This window comes from Pedobacter sp. AC402 (assembly GCF_979252805.1).
Window position 1 is genome coordinate 127,010 of record NZ_CEEDAI010000001.1, and the last position, 17,306, is coordinate 144,315.

At 41.6% G+C, this 17,306-nt stretch carries 8 protein-coding genes, 2 tRNA genes and 3 rRNA genes; 7 read left to right on the top strand and 6 right to left on the bottom strand.

From position 1 onward, the window contains the following. Nucleotides 1-17: 17 nt before the first annotated feature. Together pafA and AC0IWE_RS00565 are read left to right on the top strand one after the other, a co-directional pair. The gene (gene pafA / locus AC0IWE_RS00560; protein WP_471791514.1) at nt 18-1,676 is read left to right on the top strand and encodes an alkaline phosphatase PafA; all 1,659 of its coding nucleotides are present in this window, start codon (nt 18-20) and stop codon (nt 1,674-1,676) included. Nucleotides 1,677-2,127: 451 nt separating this feature from the next. Beyond that, nucleotides 2,128-5,523 (top strand): methylmalonyl-CoA mutase family protein, encoded by a 3,396-nt coding sequence (locus tag AC0IWE_RS00565; RefSeq protein ID WP_471791515.1) that lies wholly within the window; start codon nt 2,128-2,130, stop codon nt 5,521-5,523. A gap of 124 nt (nt 5,524-5,647) precedes the next feature. On the opposite strand, the gene AC0IWE_RS00570 is transcribed toward AC0IWE_RS00565, so the two are convergent. From AC0IWE_RS00570 to AC0IWE_RS00595, 6 genes are all read right to left on the bottom strand, one after another. Next, a complete protein-coding gene (locus AC0IWE_RS00570; protein WP_055906548.1) occupies nt 5,648-6,628 on the bottom strand; it encodes an acyl-ACP desaturase in 981 nt (326 codons plus the stop codon). A 626-nt stretch (nt 6,629-7,254) separates the two neighbouring features. After that, a 5S ribosomal RNA gene (gene rrf, locus AC0IWE_RS00575) occupies nt 7,255-7,366 on the bottom strand. A gap of 127 nt (nt 7,367-7,493) precedes the next feature. Beyond that, nucleotides 7,494-10,369: ribosomal RNA gene (locus AC0IWE_RS00580) — 23S ribosomal RNA — on the bottom strand. 412 nt (nt 10,370-10,781) lie between these two features. Continuing rightward, a tRNA-Ala gene (locus AC0IWE_RS00585) sits at nt 10,782-10,855 on the bottom strand. A gap of 17 nt (nt 10,856-10,872) precedes the next feature. Next, nucleotides 10,873-10,947 (bottom strand) — tRNA-Ile (locus AC0IWE_RS00590). Between the two features lie 254 nt (nt 10,948-11,201). Beyond that, nucleotides 11,202-12,723 (bottom strand): 16S ribosomal RNA (locus AC0IWE_RS00595). Together the 16S, 23S and 5S rRNA genes with 2 tRNA genes alongside form the textbook arrangement of a ribosomal RNA operon. Before the next feature lie 1,130 nt (nt 12,724-13,853). On the opposite strand from AC0IWE_RS00595, the gene AC0IWE_RS00600 reads away from it, so the two are divergent. The 5 genes from AC0IWE_RS00600 to porD all read left to right on the top strand — a co-directional run bounded on the left by AC0IWE_RS00600 (nt 13,854) and on the right by porD (nt 17,291). Next, a complete protein-coding gene (locus tag AC0IWE_RS00600) occupies nt 13,854-14,255 on the top strand; it encodes an outer membrane protein assembly factor BamD (protein WP_471791516.1) in 402 nt (133 codons plus the stop codon). Next, entirely contained in the window at nt 14,170-14,802 is a 633-nt protein-coding gene (locus AC0IWE_RS00605) for an outer membrane protein assembly factor BamD (RefSeq protein ID WP_471791517.1), read from the top strand. Before AC0IWE_RS00600 ends, AC0IWE_RS00605 begins: the two co-directional genes overlap by 86 nt. A gap of 3 nt (nt 14,803-14,805) precedes the next feature. After that, on the top strand, nt 14,806-15,132 hold the full coding sequence (locus tag AC0IWE_RS00610; protein ID WP_025145617.1) for a DNA-directed RNA polymerase subunit omega: 327 nt from the start codon (nt 14,806-14,808) through the stop codon (nt 15,130-15,132). 72 nt (nt 15,133-15,204) lie between these two features. Next, the gene (gene coaBC / locus AC0IWE_RS00615) at nt 15,205-16,401 is read left to right on the top strand and encodes a bifunctional phosphopantothenoylcysteine decarboxylase/phosphopantothenate--cysteine ligase CoaBC (RefSeq protein WP_471791518.1); all 1,197 of its coding nucleotides are present in this window, start codon (nt 15,205-15,207) and stop codon (nt 16,399-16,401) included. After that, nucleotides 16,398-17,291, top strand: coding sequence for a type IX secretion system protein PorD (porD, locus tag AC0IWE_RS00620; protein ID WP_055912802.1), 894 nt, complete (start codon nt 16,398-16,400; stop codon nt 17,289-17,291). Before coaBC ends, porD begins: the two co-directional genes overlap by 4 nt. Nucleotides 17,292-17,306: the final 15 nt, after the last annotated feature.

Below are 17,306 nucleotides of genomic sequence, written 5' to 3' on the forward strand. Positions count from 1 at the left end.
CGTTTAACAAAAACACAATGAAGAAAATATCTTGTCTAATCTTTTCCATTTCTATTTTTTCAATCGCTTTCACCTCAGCCCAAACTAAAAAGACCATTTCAGCACAGCCTAAGGCATTTCCTGCAGAAGTTTCACGCCCAAAATTAGTGGTTGGCCTGGTGGTTGATCAAATGCGTTGGGATTACCTTTACCGTTATTATAACCGATATACCAACGGAGGTTTTAAAAGATTAATTAATGAAGGTTTTTCTGTAGAAAATACATTTATTCCTTATACTCCAACCTACACCGCCTGCGGCCATACCTGTATTTACACCGGTTCAGTGCCTGCGGTACATGGCATTATTGGTAACGATTGGTACGATCCGGAAACCAAAAAGAATGTTTATTGTACGGAAGATTCTTCAGTATCAACCGTGGGCAGTACACCTTCATCAGAAGGAAATATGTCTCCTAAAAATATGTTAACAACAACCATTACCGATGAATTGAGGTTAGCCACAAATTTTAGAGGAAAGGTAATAGGCATTTCATTAAAAGATCGAGGCTCAATTCTTCCTGCCGGGCATGCAGCAAATGCGGCATACTGGTATCAGGGCAGCACCGGAAACTGGATTACAAGCACTTATTACATGAAAGAAGTACCAACCTGGATTGCAGATTACAACAAGCTAAAATTAGCGAATAAGTTTTATGCAAAAAACTGGGAAACACTTTATCCAATTAACACCTACGTAAACAGTACAGCTGATGAGAAAGCTTATGAAGGTAAAATGAGCACTTTTCCACATCAGCTTACCCAAAATATTGATAAAAACTATGATGCCATCAGAAGCACGCCGTATGGCAATACCATCACTTTGGATTTAGCTAAACTGGCCATCCTTTCTGAAGATTTAGGTCAGGACAACATTACCGATTTCCTTGCGGTAAGTTGCTCCTCAACCGATTATGTAGGTCATGCTTATGGTCCGAATTCGATAGAAGCTGAAGATACGTATTTGCGTTTAGACAAAGATTTTGAAGAGTTCTTTAACTACCTGGATAAAAAAGTTGGTAAAGGAAACTATACTGTATTTTTAACTGCCGATCATGGTGCAGCACATGTACCCGGATTTATGCAAGAGAACAAATTACCTTCAGGTGTGGTGAGCGACAGGGATGTTGCAACAAAGCTAAATACATATCTGAACGATAAATTTAAGGTAAACAACGTCGTTTTGAAATCTCAGAACAATCAAATTATTTTTGATCACGAAAAAACCGATAAAGGCGATGTTAGCTTCGATGTAATCAAATCAGCTTCTGTAGAATTCTTAAAAAGATTAGATGGTTTTCAAAATGCAGTTGATATTGCTAAAATATCACAGTCTACTTTGCAGGAAATTCAGAAAAAAATGATCACCAATGGATACAATGCCCGTAGAAGCGGCGATATCTATTACGTATTACAGCCAAACTGGTTTAACGGTAGCAGTACAGGAACAACTCACGGAAACTGGAATCCATACGATTCACACATTCCATTGGTTTTTATGGGATGGGGAATTAAAGCTGGTGCAACAAACAAAATGCACTACATGACAGACATTACACCTACCCTGGCTGCTCTGCTCCACATTCAAACACCAAACGGAACCGTAGGGGAGCCGATTACAGAGATAACAAATAAATAATTCTAAAAACTATGCCCACCAGCATAGTTTTTTTTGTTTAACCCAACAGTGATAGGTCCTTAAAAAGTATTTTGATTGCGAGGAGGAACGGACTAGGCAATTTCTACAACTATCGCTACCAGCGAGTGCATTAAGATTGCTTCGTGCCAGCAACAACGGCAACCTGAAGGAGATCCATTCCCTTTAAGTTCCTCTCCTATCTCAATGATTTTTATGTATAAATCATGTATCTGTTATCCAATTGAGATTTTATTACAACATGAGGGAAGTTTGCATTTACGATAATAGTGGCTGTTTACAGTAATTGGGTAGGATTTATAACTGAACCAAAAGCCATAACGGTATAGGGTATGCGCGCTTTAAACTGCTTAATTTAGTACATTTGCATACCAAATATTTTTGGAAACAAGGATCGGTCAATAGCGCATCCCGATCTTAAAAATCCCATAGTATGCAACAAGTAGAAATCTATAAGCCTAAAAATAAAATTCGTTTCGTAACCGCTGCCTCCCTTTTCGACGGACATGATGCAACCATAAATATCATGCGCCGTATTCTACAATCTTCAGGTGCCGAAGTGATCCATCTTGGCCACAACAGATCTGTAGATGAAGTGGTAAATTGTGCCATTCAGGAAGATGTTCAGGGCATAGCAATGACTTCTTATCAGGGCGGACATATCGAATATTTTAAATACATGTACGATCTTTTGCAGGAAAGAGGATCAAGCCATATTAAAATATTTGCAGGTGGTGGCGGGGTAATTTTACCTTCAGAAATTGAAGAATTACAAGCCTATGGTATCTCAAAAATCTACTCTCCTGATGACGGCAGGAAAATGGGTTTACAGGGAATGATTAACGACATGCTGATCCAAACTGATTTCGTTACCAAAGCAAATATCACCAACGAACTCGAAACCATTCCAACAAAAGATGTCAAAGCCATTGCTGGTGCCATTACCGTTGCAGAAAATGATCCCGAAGGCGCTCAAAAGTTTGTTGATGAATTAAAAAAACTTTCAAAAAATAATACTGCCCCTATTTTAGGTATTACAGGAACCGGTGGAGCAGGAAAATCATCTTTGGTAGATGAACTCGTACGTCGTTTCCTCGTAGAAGTGAAAGATAAAACGCTAGCCATCATCTCCGTTGATCCTTCAAAAAGAAAAACAGGTGGCGCTTTATTGGGCGACAGGATTAGGATGAATGCCATTAATAATCCAAGGGTTTACATGCGTTCGTTAGCCACCAGGCAGGCCAACCTTGCGCTCTCTAAAAATGTGCAAGAAAGTATCGACATCTGTAAAGCTGCCGGCTACGATCTAATTATTGTAGAAACCTCGGGTATTGGACAATCAGACACCGAAATTACTGAACATTGTGATGTTTCACTCTATGTAATGACGCCAGAATTTGGTGCCGCTACCCAATTGGAAAAAATCGATATGCTTGATTTTGCCGATCTGGTAGCCATTAATAAATTTGATAAAAGAGGCGCTTTGGATGCTTTGCGGGACGTGCGTAAGCAATACAAGCGTAACCATAACATTTTCGACGCTAAAGACGATGAAATACCTGTTTATGGCACCATGGCCTCGCAATTTAATGATCCGGGGATGAATAATCTGTTTGTTGCCTTAATGGATCAGATTAAACTAAAAACCGGAACTGATTTTAAGGCCAAAATGGAACTCACCTCCGATCAGTCTGAAAAAATCTATATCATCCCACCCGATCGCATCCGTTACTTGGCAGAGATTGCTGAATCAAGTCAGCTATACAACGAATGGGTTGATAAACAAGCCACAATCGCGCGTAAAATCTACCAACTCAAAGGAGTAATCAATCTATTGGGCGATAACAATTCCCCTCTACCAAATGGTTTTCAGCAGGATGAGCTATCTAAGAGTTTAAGTACAACTTACAATTTCTTCGAGGAGCAGTTAGATGGCGAATGCAGACGCTTATTGCGCCAGTGGCCAGATACCAAAAGGGTTTATAAAGAAGAATTCTTTATCTATAAAGTTCGTGATAAAGAGATCAAACAACCCTTATTTTACGAATCCCTTTCCAAGCTGAACATTCCTAAAGTCTCTTTGCCGAGATATGAAGATTGGGGCGATATTTTAAGGTGGCTTTTAACCGAGAACCTTCCAGGCGAATTCCCTTATGCAGCAGGTGTATTTCCGTTAAAAAGAGAAGGTGAAGATCCAACAAGAATGTTTGCAGGAGAAGGTGGCCCCGAAAGAACAAATAAACGTTTTCACTATGTTTCTTTGGGTCAGCCTGCACACCGCTTATCTACCGCCTTCGATTCGGTTACCCTTTATGGCGAAGATCCGCACATCCGGCCCGACATTTATGGGAAAATCGGTAATTCAGGCGTAAGCATTGCAACTTTGGATGATGCCAAAAAACTCTATTCAGGGTTTGATCTTTGTGCACCTTCAACTTCTGTATCCATGACTATTAATGGACCGGCACCGATGTTACTGGGCTTTTTCATGAATGCGGCAATCGATCAGCAATGTGAAAAATACATTATTGAAAACGGTTTGACCGAAGAAATTAAGGCAAAAATCGATGCGATCTATAAAACGAAAAACATTGAAAAACCAACCTACAACGGTGCACTTCCTGAGGGAAACAATGGCTTAGGATTAATGCTTTTAGGCGTTACAGGAGATCAGGTTTTGCCAGCGGATGTTTATGCCCAGATTAGAGCCAAAGCAATCAGTTCGGTTAGAGGAACCGTTCAGGCTGATATTTTAAAAGAAGATCAGGCACAAAATACCTGTATATTTTCAACTGAATTTGCCTTACGCATGATGGGCGATATTCAGAAATATTTTATAGATGAGAAAGTAAGAAATTTTTATTCAGTCTCTATTTCGGGCTATCACATCGCCGAAGCTGGGGCAAATCCCATTTCTCAACTTGCTTTTACGCTAAGTAACGGTTTCACTTTTGTAGAATATTACTTAAGCAGAGGCATGCATATCGACGATTTTGCTCCTAACTTATCCTTTTTCTTTTCTAATGGAATCGACCCTGAATATGCAGTTATTGGGCGCGTAGCAAGAAGAATCTGGGCTAAGGCCATTAAAAACAAATATAAGGGTAATGACCGTTCACAGAAACTAAAATACCATATCCAAACATCTGGTCGTTCTTTACATGCCCAGGAAATTGATTTTAATGATATCCGTACGACTTTACAGGCACTTTACGCCATTTATGACAACTGCAATTCGTTGCATACCAATGCTTATGATGAAGCCATTACCACACCTACTGAAGAATCGGTAAGGAGAGCAATGGCCATCCAATTGATCATTAACAGAGAATTAGGACTGGCAAAAAATGAAAATCCTCTACAAGGTGCTTTTATCATCGAAGAATTAACCGATTTAGTTGAAGATGCTGTTCTTGCCGAGTTTAAACGCATTAACGATCGTGGGGGCGTTTTAGGAGCAATGGAAACGATGTATCAACGTGGAAAAATTCAGGAAGAAAGTTTGTATTATGAAACGCTGAAACATACTGGTGAATATCCGATTGTAGGAGTAAATACATTTTTAAATAAAAATGGATCGCCTACTATTGTTCCTGGCGAAGTAATCCGCGCTACTGAGGATGAAAAACAATACCAGATTTTAGCATTGCAAAAGTTTCAGGATCGTAATGCCGACCGTTCTACAGATCTCTTAAAACAACTTCAAAAGTCAGCTATAGCAGGCGATAATATCTTCGAACAATTGATGGAAATCTGTAAAATCTGTTCATTGGGCCAAATCAGTAAAGCACTTTACGAAGTGGGTGGGCAATACAGAAGAAACATGTAACGTTAATTTTTAATCACAATGCTTTATCAAGTCGTGAATCAAAATTAACTCATCAAAAATTACAACAAAAATAAAAAGCCCCTCGATGTAATATCGGGAGGCTTTCATATCTTAATGATTACTGTTAACCAGCAATCCAGCTAAATTTATAATCAATAGTTGGCGTTTTCATTCTTTCTGCCACACGTAATAAACGAGAAGGTAAAGCCATGATGTAATCACGGGCTTTTTCACCAGCTTCATTTAAATCGCGCATCCCCTCAATTTTCCAGTCAACAATTAACTGTTGCATAATTTCAACATAATCAATTGCAGTATAAACGCCTAAACGTTGTGCAGCATCGGTAAAGTGACCAAATGTTTGACCAATTTTTAAGCCTACCTCACGTAAAAAATGTGCTGGCATCACAATTTTCTGGCGCATCATATCTTCAAAAGCTAACATTGCTTCATTAGGATCAACCTCAAAAATACGGTTCATAAAATCTTTATAGGCTTTTGCGTGTCTCGCTTCATCAGAAGCAATCACACCACACATTCTAGACAATAAAGTATCGCCATCTTTTTTAGCTAAAGAGGCTACCCTTCTGTGCGAGATGTTTGTTGCCATCTCCTGAAAAGAAGTGTAAATAAAGTTACGGTATGGATCATGACCAGTTCCAATATCGAAACCATCAGCAATAAGGTATTGAGTAGAAATTTCCATTTGGCGCATATCAACGCGACCAGATAAATACAAATATTTATTCAACAAATCACCATGACGGTTCTCCTCTGCAGTCCAATGACGGTTCCATTTCATCCATCCACCATCTTCCTTCATACTTGGACCTTGTACCATTGCTAACCACGATTCGTAAGTAGGTAAAGCTTCTTCAGTAATGGTATCACCGATCAATACAGCCACAAGGTCATAAGAAAGGTCCTTTGCATTATCCCTTAATATTCTGATATCTTGATAAAATGTATCACTAGTAGAATCGGGAAGAAAATCAGACGGTTGCCAGTTAGTATCAATTGGTTTAAGATAGGTATCCATCATCTCCAGCATATACTTTTCAATATGCACCATTACTTCCCTTCTTTTATCTGCAAAAAAACTCATTACTTTTGTTTATATATTGTTAACAACAAAGATAACCAAATATTACGGCAAACCTTGTGATATTAACATATTTAGCATGAAAGTAGTTTTAAATGTGACCTAAATCATTAATATTCATTGAAAATCTTTAACGCAAAGTTCATCTGAGGCAAAAAGCATAATCTTCATAATTATATTCCCAGATTGCAATTCGTGTAAGTAGCAGGAAAATTGATTTCTTTTAGCCTTTCATCCTTACTAGTGAAAATCCATCTTCATTACAATGTAGCTTTAGAGATACGTTTTAATACTATACCTAACTTCTTAATGCTAGATAAAAAGCGAAACCTACAATACTATACATAATCACCAAAAAACCTTTATTAAGGTCATTAAGAAAAATTTGTTACGATATAATACCTTAATCTTGCTTACCATTCTTAATGGTGATAAAAAAAAATCTGCGGAGATCTGCATAATCTGTAGGAAACAGCCTTCTTACTATTTAGAAATTGAGGTAAATAAAGAAAGGGTTTCCATGCCAACATAGTGCTTCTTCATGCCGGGAAGAAAAATCAGAAATGCTGATAGGACTGCCATAAACGAAGAAAACCCTTCAGCATTTCTGCTGAAGGGTTTCTTTTAAGATTTGGCACCGACCTACTCTCCCACGTGTTACCGCAGTACCATCGGCTCTGGTGGGCTTAACTTCTCTGTTCGGAATGGGAAGAGGTGGACACCACCGATATAGGCACCTAAATATTTTATTGAGGTAGAAGGTGGAGGGTGTAAAGGTGGAGGGAAACCCTGAACCTTAAGCCTTTCGCCTTAAACCTTAAACAGTATTGAAAGAAGTTATTATGAAGAACAAACAACAGTCTGTTTGCTTTGAAAGCTTCGGATGATTAGTACTACTCGACTGTGCTGTCACCAGCTTTACATCTGTAGCCTATCAACGTAGTAGTCTTCTACGGTCCTATATGGAATTCTCATCTCGTGGCTAGTTTCGCACTTAGATGCTTTCAGCGCTTATCTATTCCCAGCGTAGCTACTCTGCAATGCCCCTGGCGGAACAACAGATTCACTAGAGGCTGGTCCAACCCGGTCCTCTCGTACTAAGGTCAGCCCCACTCAAAATTCCTACGCCCACAACAGATAGGGACCGAACTGTCTCGCGACGTTCTGAACCCAGCTCGCGTGCCACTTTAATCGGCGAACAGCCGAACCCTTGGGACCTTCTCCAGCCCCAGGATGTGACGAGCCGACATCGAGGTGCCAAACCTCCCCGTCGATATGAGCTCTTGGGGGAGATCAGCCTGTTATCCCCAGCGTACCTTTTATCCTTTGAGCGATGGCCCTTCCATGCAGAACCACCGGATCACTATATCCGTCTTTCGACCCTGATCGACTTGTCTGTCTCACAGTCAAGCAAGCTTATGCTATTGCACTCCGCGTACGGTTACCAAGCGTACTGAGCTTACCTTTGAAAGCCTCCGTTACCTTTTTGGAGGCGACCACCCCAGTCAAACTACCCATCAAACAATGTCTCCCGAATGATCGGGATTAGACACCGAATACAGAAAGGGTGGTATTTCAACGTTGGCTCCACGACGCCTAGCGACGCCGCTTCAAAGCCTCCCACCTATCCTACACATCCTGTATCCAATGTCAATGTTAAATTGTAGTGAAGGTGCATGGGGTCTTTCCGTCCCGTTGCGGGTACCCGGCGTCTTCACCGGGACCACAATTTCACCGAGCTCATGGCTGAGACAGCGCCCAGATCGTTACACCATTCGTGCAGGTCGGAACTTACCCGACAAGGAATTTCGCTACCTTAGGACCGTTATAGTTACGGCCGCCGTTTACTGGGGCTTCGATTCAATGCTTCTCTTACGATGACATCCCCTCTTAACCTTCCAGCACCGGGCAGGTGTCAGGCCTTATACCTCATCTTTCGATTTTGCAAAGCCATGTGTTTTTGTTAAACAGTCGCCTGGGCCTTTTCACTGCGGCTTACATTGCTGCAAGCGCCCCTTCTCCCGAAGTTACAGGGCCATTTTGCCGAGTTCCTTAGCCATGATTCACTCGAGCACCTTAGAATCCTCTTCCCGGATACCTGTGTCGGTTTGCGGTACGGGTTTTTATAACCTGAAGCTTAGCGGTTTTTCTTGGAAGTCTGATTACCTGCGCTATCCGCTTACCCGAAGGCTCGCGGTACTATCGACTTTCAGCTAGATCGGCGGATTTGCCTACCGTTCTAATACCTACTGTCTTTAACGATCTATTCCGTCAGATCGCGGCAGTGTCACTACTCCGTCCCCACATCGCAGTTATAAAAAGTACTGGAATATTAACCAGTTGTCCATCGAATTTCCCCTTCGGGTTCTCCTTAGGTCCCGACTGACCCTGATCCGATTAGCGTTGATCAGGAAACCTTATCCTTTCGGTGGGCGGGTTTCTCTCCCGCCTTATCGTTACTTATGCCTACATTTGCTTTTCTATACGCTCCAGCACCCATTACCAGATACCTTCGCTGCATATAGAATGCTCCCCTACCGATATATTTCAATCCCATAGCTTCGGTGAACAGTTTAATGCCCGTTTATTATCCATGCCCGATCGCTCGACTAGTGAGCTGTTACGCACTCTTTAAATGAATGGCTGCTTCCAAGCCAACATCCTAGCTGTCTGTGCAATCGGACCTCGTTAGTTCAACTTAACTGTCACTTGGGGACCTTAGCTGATGGTCTGGGTTCTTTCCCTCTCGGCGCGTGACCTTAGCACCCCGCGCCTCACTGCAGATCATATTTCATAGCATTCGGAGTTTGTCTGGATTTGGTAGGATTTGACTCCCCCGCACCCAATCAGTAGCTCTACCTCTATGAAACTTAATATCCACGCTGTTCCTAAAAACATTTCGGGGAGTACGAGCTATTTCCCAGTTTGATTAGCCTTTCACCCCTACCCACAGATCATCCGGAAACTTTTCAACGTTTATCGGTTCGGTCCTCCAGTACGTGTTACCGCACCTTCAACCTGTCCATGGGTAGATCACAAGGTTTCGCGTCTACCCCCTCTGACTATACGCCCTGTTCAGACTCGCTTTCGCTTCGGATCCGTGCCTGAAGCACTTAACCTTGCCAGAGAGGAGTAACTCGTAGGCTCATTATGCAAAAGGCACGCCGTCACACCACTTGGATGCTCCGACCGCTTGTAAGTACACGGTTTCAGGTTCTATTTCACTCCCCTGTTCGGGGTTCTTTTCACCTTTCCCTCACGGTACTGGTTCACTATCGGTCTCTCAGGAGTATTTAGCCTTACCGGATGGTGCCGGCAGATTCCCACAAGGCGTCTCCGACCTCGCGGTACTCAGGATACTACTAGACTGGTATTCTATACGTGTACAGGGCTATCACCTTGTGTCGCCGGGCTTCCCATCCCGTTCCACTTCTGTTTACCAATGCCACATCGTAGTCCTACAACCCCCACTTTGCCGTAACAAAGTAGGTTTGGGCTCTTTCCCTTTCGCTCGCCACTACTTAGGAAATCATTGTTATTTTCTCTTCCTCTGCTTACTTAGATGTTTCAGTTCGGCAGGTTTGCTCATTATATGTGACTAGTCTTCAACTAGCCGGGTTGCCCCATTCGGAAATCTTCGGATCAGTTCCTATTTGCAAATACCCGAAGCTTATCGCAGCTTATCACGTCCTTCATCGCCTCTGAGAGCCAAGGCATCCCCCGTGTACTCTTTATTACTTTCTTCTACTCATATGCCTTTTGCGCCATATGGTATGCTTTTTTTGCTCTTGTCATGATGTCTCATACTTATCGGTTTCTTGCGATCCCTTTAAGCGAGCACAAACACAACAGTCGCCTATTGTTGTTTGCTCTTCTTTTTTAACTTCTTCCAATATGTCAAAGAACTTTACTGAGGCTGAAGGCCGAAGGTATAAAGGCGGAGGGTTTCATTGTCCCCAACCTAAGCTCCGTTTCAGCTCCGTTAGTAAAAAACTGCGGTCTCGAACCGTTCCATACATTTGATCGTATGTGCCCCATGGCGTTTCTTCTTTTCTTAATCTTTATGTCAATGTATATTATCTATCCCGATAATAAGGTTGTATTATGTGTTTTTTGAAAGCTTTCAGCTTTGGTCTTTAAGCTTTATGCTCAAATGTGGAGAATAACGGAGTCGAACCGTTGACCTCCTGCGTGCAAGGCAGGCGCTCTAGCCAGCTGAGCTAATCCCCCAAAAGGATCTTAATGTGTAGTCCCGTCCAGATTTGAACTGGAGACCCCTACATTATCAGTGTAGTGCTCTAACCAGGCTGAGCTACGGGACTTCTTGATTTTAAGGTAGGCTTAATAGTTGCAGTATATAGTATCTTACCGCTACTGCTTCCCTTTTTGGCTTACCCTTCATGTCTCCGTTGCGCTTGCCTTTATAGCAGCCCACCGTTTTCTTCTGGGTGTTCTTTTTTCTCTTGTTTTTTTAAAGTATCCGGTATCTGTGCCCTCCGCCTTTCAGCTTTGGTCTTTTACCTTTTACCTTATTTGAAATATCATGTTGCGTGGCGAGTAGGCGGTGCTACTCCAGAAAGGAGGTATTCCAGCCGCACCTTCCGGTACGGCTACCTTGTTACGACTTAGCCCCAGTTATCGGTTTTACCCTAGGACGCTCCTTGCGGTTACATACTTTAGGTACCCCCAACTTCCATGGCTTGACGGGCGGTGTGTACAAGGCCCGGGAACGTATTCACCGCGTCATTGCTGATACGCGATTACTAGCGAATCCAACTTCATGGGGTCGAGTTGCAGACCCCAATCCGAACTGTGAACGGCTTTGTGAGATTCGCATACCGTTGCCGGCTAGCTGCCCTCTGTACCGTCCATTGTAGCACGTGTGTAGCCCCGGACGTAAGGGCCATGATGACTTGACGTCGTCCCCTCCTTCCTCTCTGTTTGCACAGGCAGTCTGTTTAGAGTCCCCACCATAACGTGCTGGCAACTAAACATAGGGGTTGCGCTCGTTGCGGGACTTAACCCAACACCTCACGGCACGAGCTGACGACAGCCATGCAGCACCTAGTTTCGTGTGATTGCTCACTCATTTATCTCTAAATGATTCACTAACTTTCAAGCCCGGGTAAGGTTCCTCGCGTATCATCGAATTAAACCACATGCTCCTCCGCTTGTGCGGGCCCCCGTCAATTCCTTTGAGTTTCACTCTTGCGAGCGTACTCCCCAGGTGGAACACTTAACGCTTTCGCTTAGCCGCTGACTGTGTACCGCCAACAGCGAGTGTTCATCGTTTAGGGCGTGGACTACCAGGGTATCTAATCCTGTTTGATCCCCACGCTTTCGTGCCTCAGCGTCAATAAGACCATAGTAAGCTGCCTTCGCAATCGGTGTTCTGAGACATATCTATGCATTTCACCGCTACTTGTCTCATTCCGCCTACCTCTAGTCCATTCAAGCCCATCAGTATCAAGGGCACTGCGATAGTTGAGCTACCGTCTTTCACCCCTGACTTAACAGGCCGCCTACGCACCCTTTAAACCCAATAAATCCGGATAACGCTTGGATCCTCCGTATTACCGCGGCTGCTGGCACGGAGTTAGCCGATCCTTATTCTTCCGGTACATTCAGCTTCCTACACGTAGAAAGGTTTATTCCCGGATAAAAGCAGTTTACAACCCATAGGGCAGTCTTCCTGCACGCGGCATGGCTGGTTCAGAGTTGCCTCCATTGACCAATATTCCTTACTGCTGCCTCCCGTAGGAGTCTGGTCCGTGTCTCAGTACCAGTGTGGGGGGCCATCCTCTCAGATCCCCTAGTCATCGTCGCCTTGGTGGGCCGTTACCCCGCCAACTAGCTAATGACACGCATGCCCATCTCAATCCCATAAATGTTTGATCATTGGATAATGCCATCCTGTGATTTTATGCGGTATTAATCCGGATTTCTCCGGGCTATCCCCCAGATTAAGGTAGGTTGCATACGCGTTACGCACCCGTGCGCCACTTTCAAATCCAGCAAGCTGGATAATCTCGTTCGACTTGCATGTATTAGGCCTGCCGCTAGCGTTCATCCTGAGCCAGGATCAAACTCTCCATTGTAAAATGTGTTGTAAGATGCTGACCAGTTTTAACTATTGTTAAAAATAGTCTTCTTTTTTGTTATGTTGTCTGTTAGACACCACCTTTAAAATAAAGCTACGTAATCATGTACTTTGATCGGTACTCCATTACCTCGCTACGCTACATTGACATCTCTTTTAAGAACTTGTTGACCTGGTAACCTCACGGCCGGCCATTTATATATCTTCGGTTTCAGTTTGGAAAAGTCTTCTTCGTCTTCCCCGTGTTTCATCCGTTTCAATCTTTTTTCTGTTTGCTTTCCGCAACATCCGCTGCTCAGCTTTTTGCCCTTCCTTTCAGTTGGGAGTGCAAAGGTAAGGATCTTTTTCAAACTTCCAAATAAAATAAATTTTATTTTTTTGATCTTCTTTTTTCCTTTCCCCTTATTTCAACTTGCTGATTTTATTCAGCTTTCCGTCCTTCCGGAGCGGGCTGCAAAGGTAGCAATCTTTTCCTCACCTGCAACATTTATTTTAAAATAAGTACTGCCCTATCATCATCATCTGCCATCCTTTCATTCAAAACCCTTCCTCCGAAGCGGGATGCAAAAGTAGGGAAAATTAACACTAACGCAAAGCTTTTTTACAGATTACCGGAAGATCCAATCTAACTATATGGTTTTCAACAGGAAAAAATATGCCGCAGGGCCAAACTTTTTTAAGTAAGGGCTGTTTGTATCTGTCTAGTCTCTTCAGGCTTCCAGCGTTTCCATGCACCCAGCCTTTTAAAACCACGGGAAGACCCTGCAAAATAAACCCGATTAAAATGAAAAGCCCGCAGCGCAGCGAGGACTTGCAATGAAAAGCGGGAAGAAACTTATATAGCAGCACCCACCCTGCTTTGCTAATAAAACAAACACACTATTACATATAGTATAATGATAACGGACCAAACCCAGCCTTTCGAATTTTGCTTAGCGCTTAGCCCATAAATGCTTCGAAAGTTATTGCGTACATATATAGTATATAGAAAAGCATAAAGGCTTAAATAATAGCCTATATTATATATGTTAAAAATTGTTAACTGTTATATTGTACTGAATTGCTTTGCATAGCTTAGCGGCCAATTGTTTTTATTGATGTTATCGTATTATTAATTATCTTTGCAGAATGTTTAAAGTTAAACACTTAATTATTTTAGTTTTTGTTGCCGCTTTGGGTATTGCGGGTTGTAAAAGTCGTTTCGAGAAATTGAGGGCGAGTAACGACGTTGCAAAAAAATACCAGGAAGCGCTTCGTTTGTATAATAAACGCGATTACAGTAAAGCATTGGTACTTTTTGAAGATCTTTCTCAAAAATACCGTGGCCGTGCTGAAGCTGAGGATTTAAATTATTATTATGCTTATACCTTATATAGGTTAAGTGATTATACAACGGCCAGGTACCAATTTAAAAGTTTCGCAGATACTTACCCTGCGAGTAAAAATGCTGAAGAGGCCAGGTATATGGGAGCTCTATTGTTTCTATTTAGAATCGCCAAGTTTCTCTTTAGATCAGGAAAACACTTATAAGGCTATCGATGCATTACAATTATTCATTAACTTATATCCTACCAGCGATCGCGCTGCTGCTGCAGGTAAATATATTGCCACTTTAAGGGGTAAATTAGAGGATAAAGCTTTTGAAAATGCTAAAATGTATTTAACTACTGGTCCAAGTAACGTAGATAATTACAGGGCAGCGGTTATTGCTTTAAAAAATGCTCAAAGAGATTTCCCCGATATTAAATATGCTGAGGAAATGGACTTTTTAATGATTAAGGCTCAGTATTTATATGCTAAAAATAGTTATGTAATCCGCCAGGAAGACCGTTATAATGAAGCCCTTGCTTTATATACTGAGTTTACTGAAAACCATCCTGACAGTAAGTATACCAAAGATGCAAAGGTACTTAAAGAAGATGTTGAACTAGGAATTGCGGCTACAAAACAAGAACTTGCATTATATGCAGTTGACCAAGAAAAATACAAGCAAATGTTGATCAGAACGGGTAAATTAAAAGATACCATTTCTACAAAACCAACTAATGCTGATAACACGAATATTAAAAACGATTAATACATGAATACTAACAAACCTGCTGTACCAAATACTACAGTAACCAGAAACGTACACGATTTAGATAAAACTACAGATAACTTATACGAATCTTTAGTTGTAATTGCTAAAAGAGCAAATCAGATTTCGAATAACGTTAAAGAGGAGTTACACGGTAAATTGGCAGAATTTGCATCGAGCAACGATAATTTAGAAGAAATTTTCGAAAACCGTGAGCAAATTGAAATCAGCAAGCACTACGAGCGTATGCCTAAGCCTGTTTTGGTTGCTATTGATGAATTTTTGAATGAGAAAATTTATCACAGAAATCCTGCTAAAGAACAAAAGTAATTAGCAGAGGGCAAAGAGCATGGCGCAGTTTTATAAGCATATCAATGCTCTATGCCTCATGCCCAACACGCTATGCTGAAACATAAAAATATAATCCTTGGCGTTTGCGGTAGCATTGCAGCATATAAATCGGCTTTTTTAGTTCGATTGCTTGTTAAAGCTGGTGCAAACGTAAAGGTTATCCTTACCCCTGATGGTGCTAATTTCATAACACCACTAACCCTTGCTACGCTTTCTAAAAACCCTGTTTACACCCAATATTTCGAAGAAGAAACTGGGGTATGGAGCAATCATGTTGAACTAGGGCTTTGGGCCGATCTGATTATTATTGCTCCGATAAGTGCCAATACGCTGGCTAAACTTTCAACAGGAATCTGCGATAACTTATTAACTGCTGTTTATCTTTCTGCAAAATGCCCTGTTTATGTAGCTCCGGCAATGGATCTGGATATGTGGAAACATGAAACTACCCAGGCAAACATTAAAAAGATTATCAGTTTTGGAAATACGGTTATAGCTCCTGCCAATGGGGAACTTGCGAGCGGACTTTGGGGCGAAGGCAGAATGGCAGAGCCTGAAGAAATTGTTTCTTTTCTGAACAATGCCATACAAAAATCGATGCCATTCTTTGGCAAAAAAGTGATGGTAACTGCCGGCCCTACCTATGAAGCGATTGATCCGGTTCGATTTATAGGGAACCATTCTTCTGGTAAAATGGGTTTTGCAATTGCAGACGAATTGGTAAAACTTGGTGCTGAGGTAACTTTAATTGCCGGACCAACGGCACAAAAGGCTGACCAAACTTTAAAAAGAATTGATGTAATAAGCGCAAAGGATATGTTTGATGCCTGTTCATCTATATTTTCAGAAACTGACATAACAGTAATGTGTGCGGCTGTGGCAGATTACCGCCCGAAATTAGTTGCTATACAAAAAATCAAAAAACAGGATAGTGATCTCTTTCTGGAAATAGAAAAAACTACTGACATCCTAGCTTCTTTAGGTGCGACAAAAAAAGCAAATCAGATTTTAGTTGGTTTTGCCTTAGAAACCAATGATGAGGAGAACTATGCCAAAGGTAAATTGGAGAAGAAAAATTTAGATTTGGTTGTTTTAAATTCTTTAAATGATAAGGGTGCAGGTTTTAAATCGGATACCAATAAAATTACTATTTTTAACAAGGCTTTAGAACGGACTGTATTTGAAACGAAATCCAAGGCAGATGTGGCTAAAGATATATGTGCTGCCATTTTAAAAATTACAAAATGATAAAAAGGATTGTTTGGATATTGCTATTGATTGGTTTTGGTAAGCTACAGGCGCAGGAGTTAAATGCAAGGGTAACTTTGCTTGCTCCCCAGGTTTCGAACATTAGCAAACCCACCATAGAGGCTTTGCAAAAAACAATCCGCGATTTTTTGAACAATAATAAATTTAGTAACGAAAGTTACAAGCCTCAGGAACGAATCGATTGCAGTTTTATCATTACCATTAACTCCTGGGATGGTGGATCTGGTTATACCGCCGAAGCGCAGATTCAGAGCAGTCGCCCGGTTTTTAACAGTTCCTACAACAGCACTTTGTTAAACATGAGCGATAAAAATTTCGATTTCAGTTTTAACGATGGCTCCACAATCGATTTTTCTGATCAGAATTATATTTCCAATATCAGTGCACTCCTCTCCTATTATGCATATACCATTATCGGTATGGATAAGGATAGTTTTAGCAAAATGGGTGGTACGCCCTATTATAAAAAAGCACAGAATATCATTAATCTGGCGCAAGCTTCGGGCAATACCGGCTGGAAAGCAGCAGATGGATTACGCAACCGTTTTTGGTTTAACGAAAATGTTTTAAATCCTATTTTTGCAGAACTCCGTAATTTCATTTACAGTTATCATTTTAGCGGCCTGGATCAGCTTACCGATAATGATAAAGGCTTAACACAAATTGTTGCTGCACTGCCCGCGTTGCAACAAATGGATAAACAAAAACTAGGCTCAATTTTCCCTAATGTTTATTTCGCATCCAAGGCTGAAGAAGTAACCAATGTTCTTTCTAAACTTAACGGACAGGAACGGATGAAAGCTTACAACATGTTGGCAGAAATTGATCCGGCAAATATTGGCAAATACGAGGGACTAAAGAAAAATTAGTTTCTTTGGTTAACT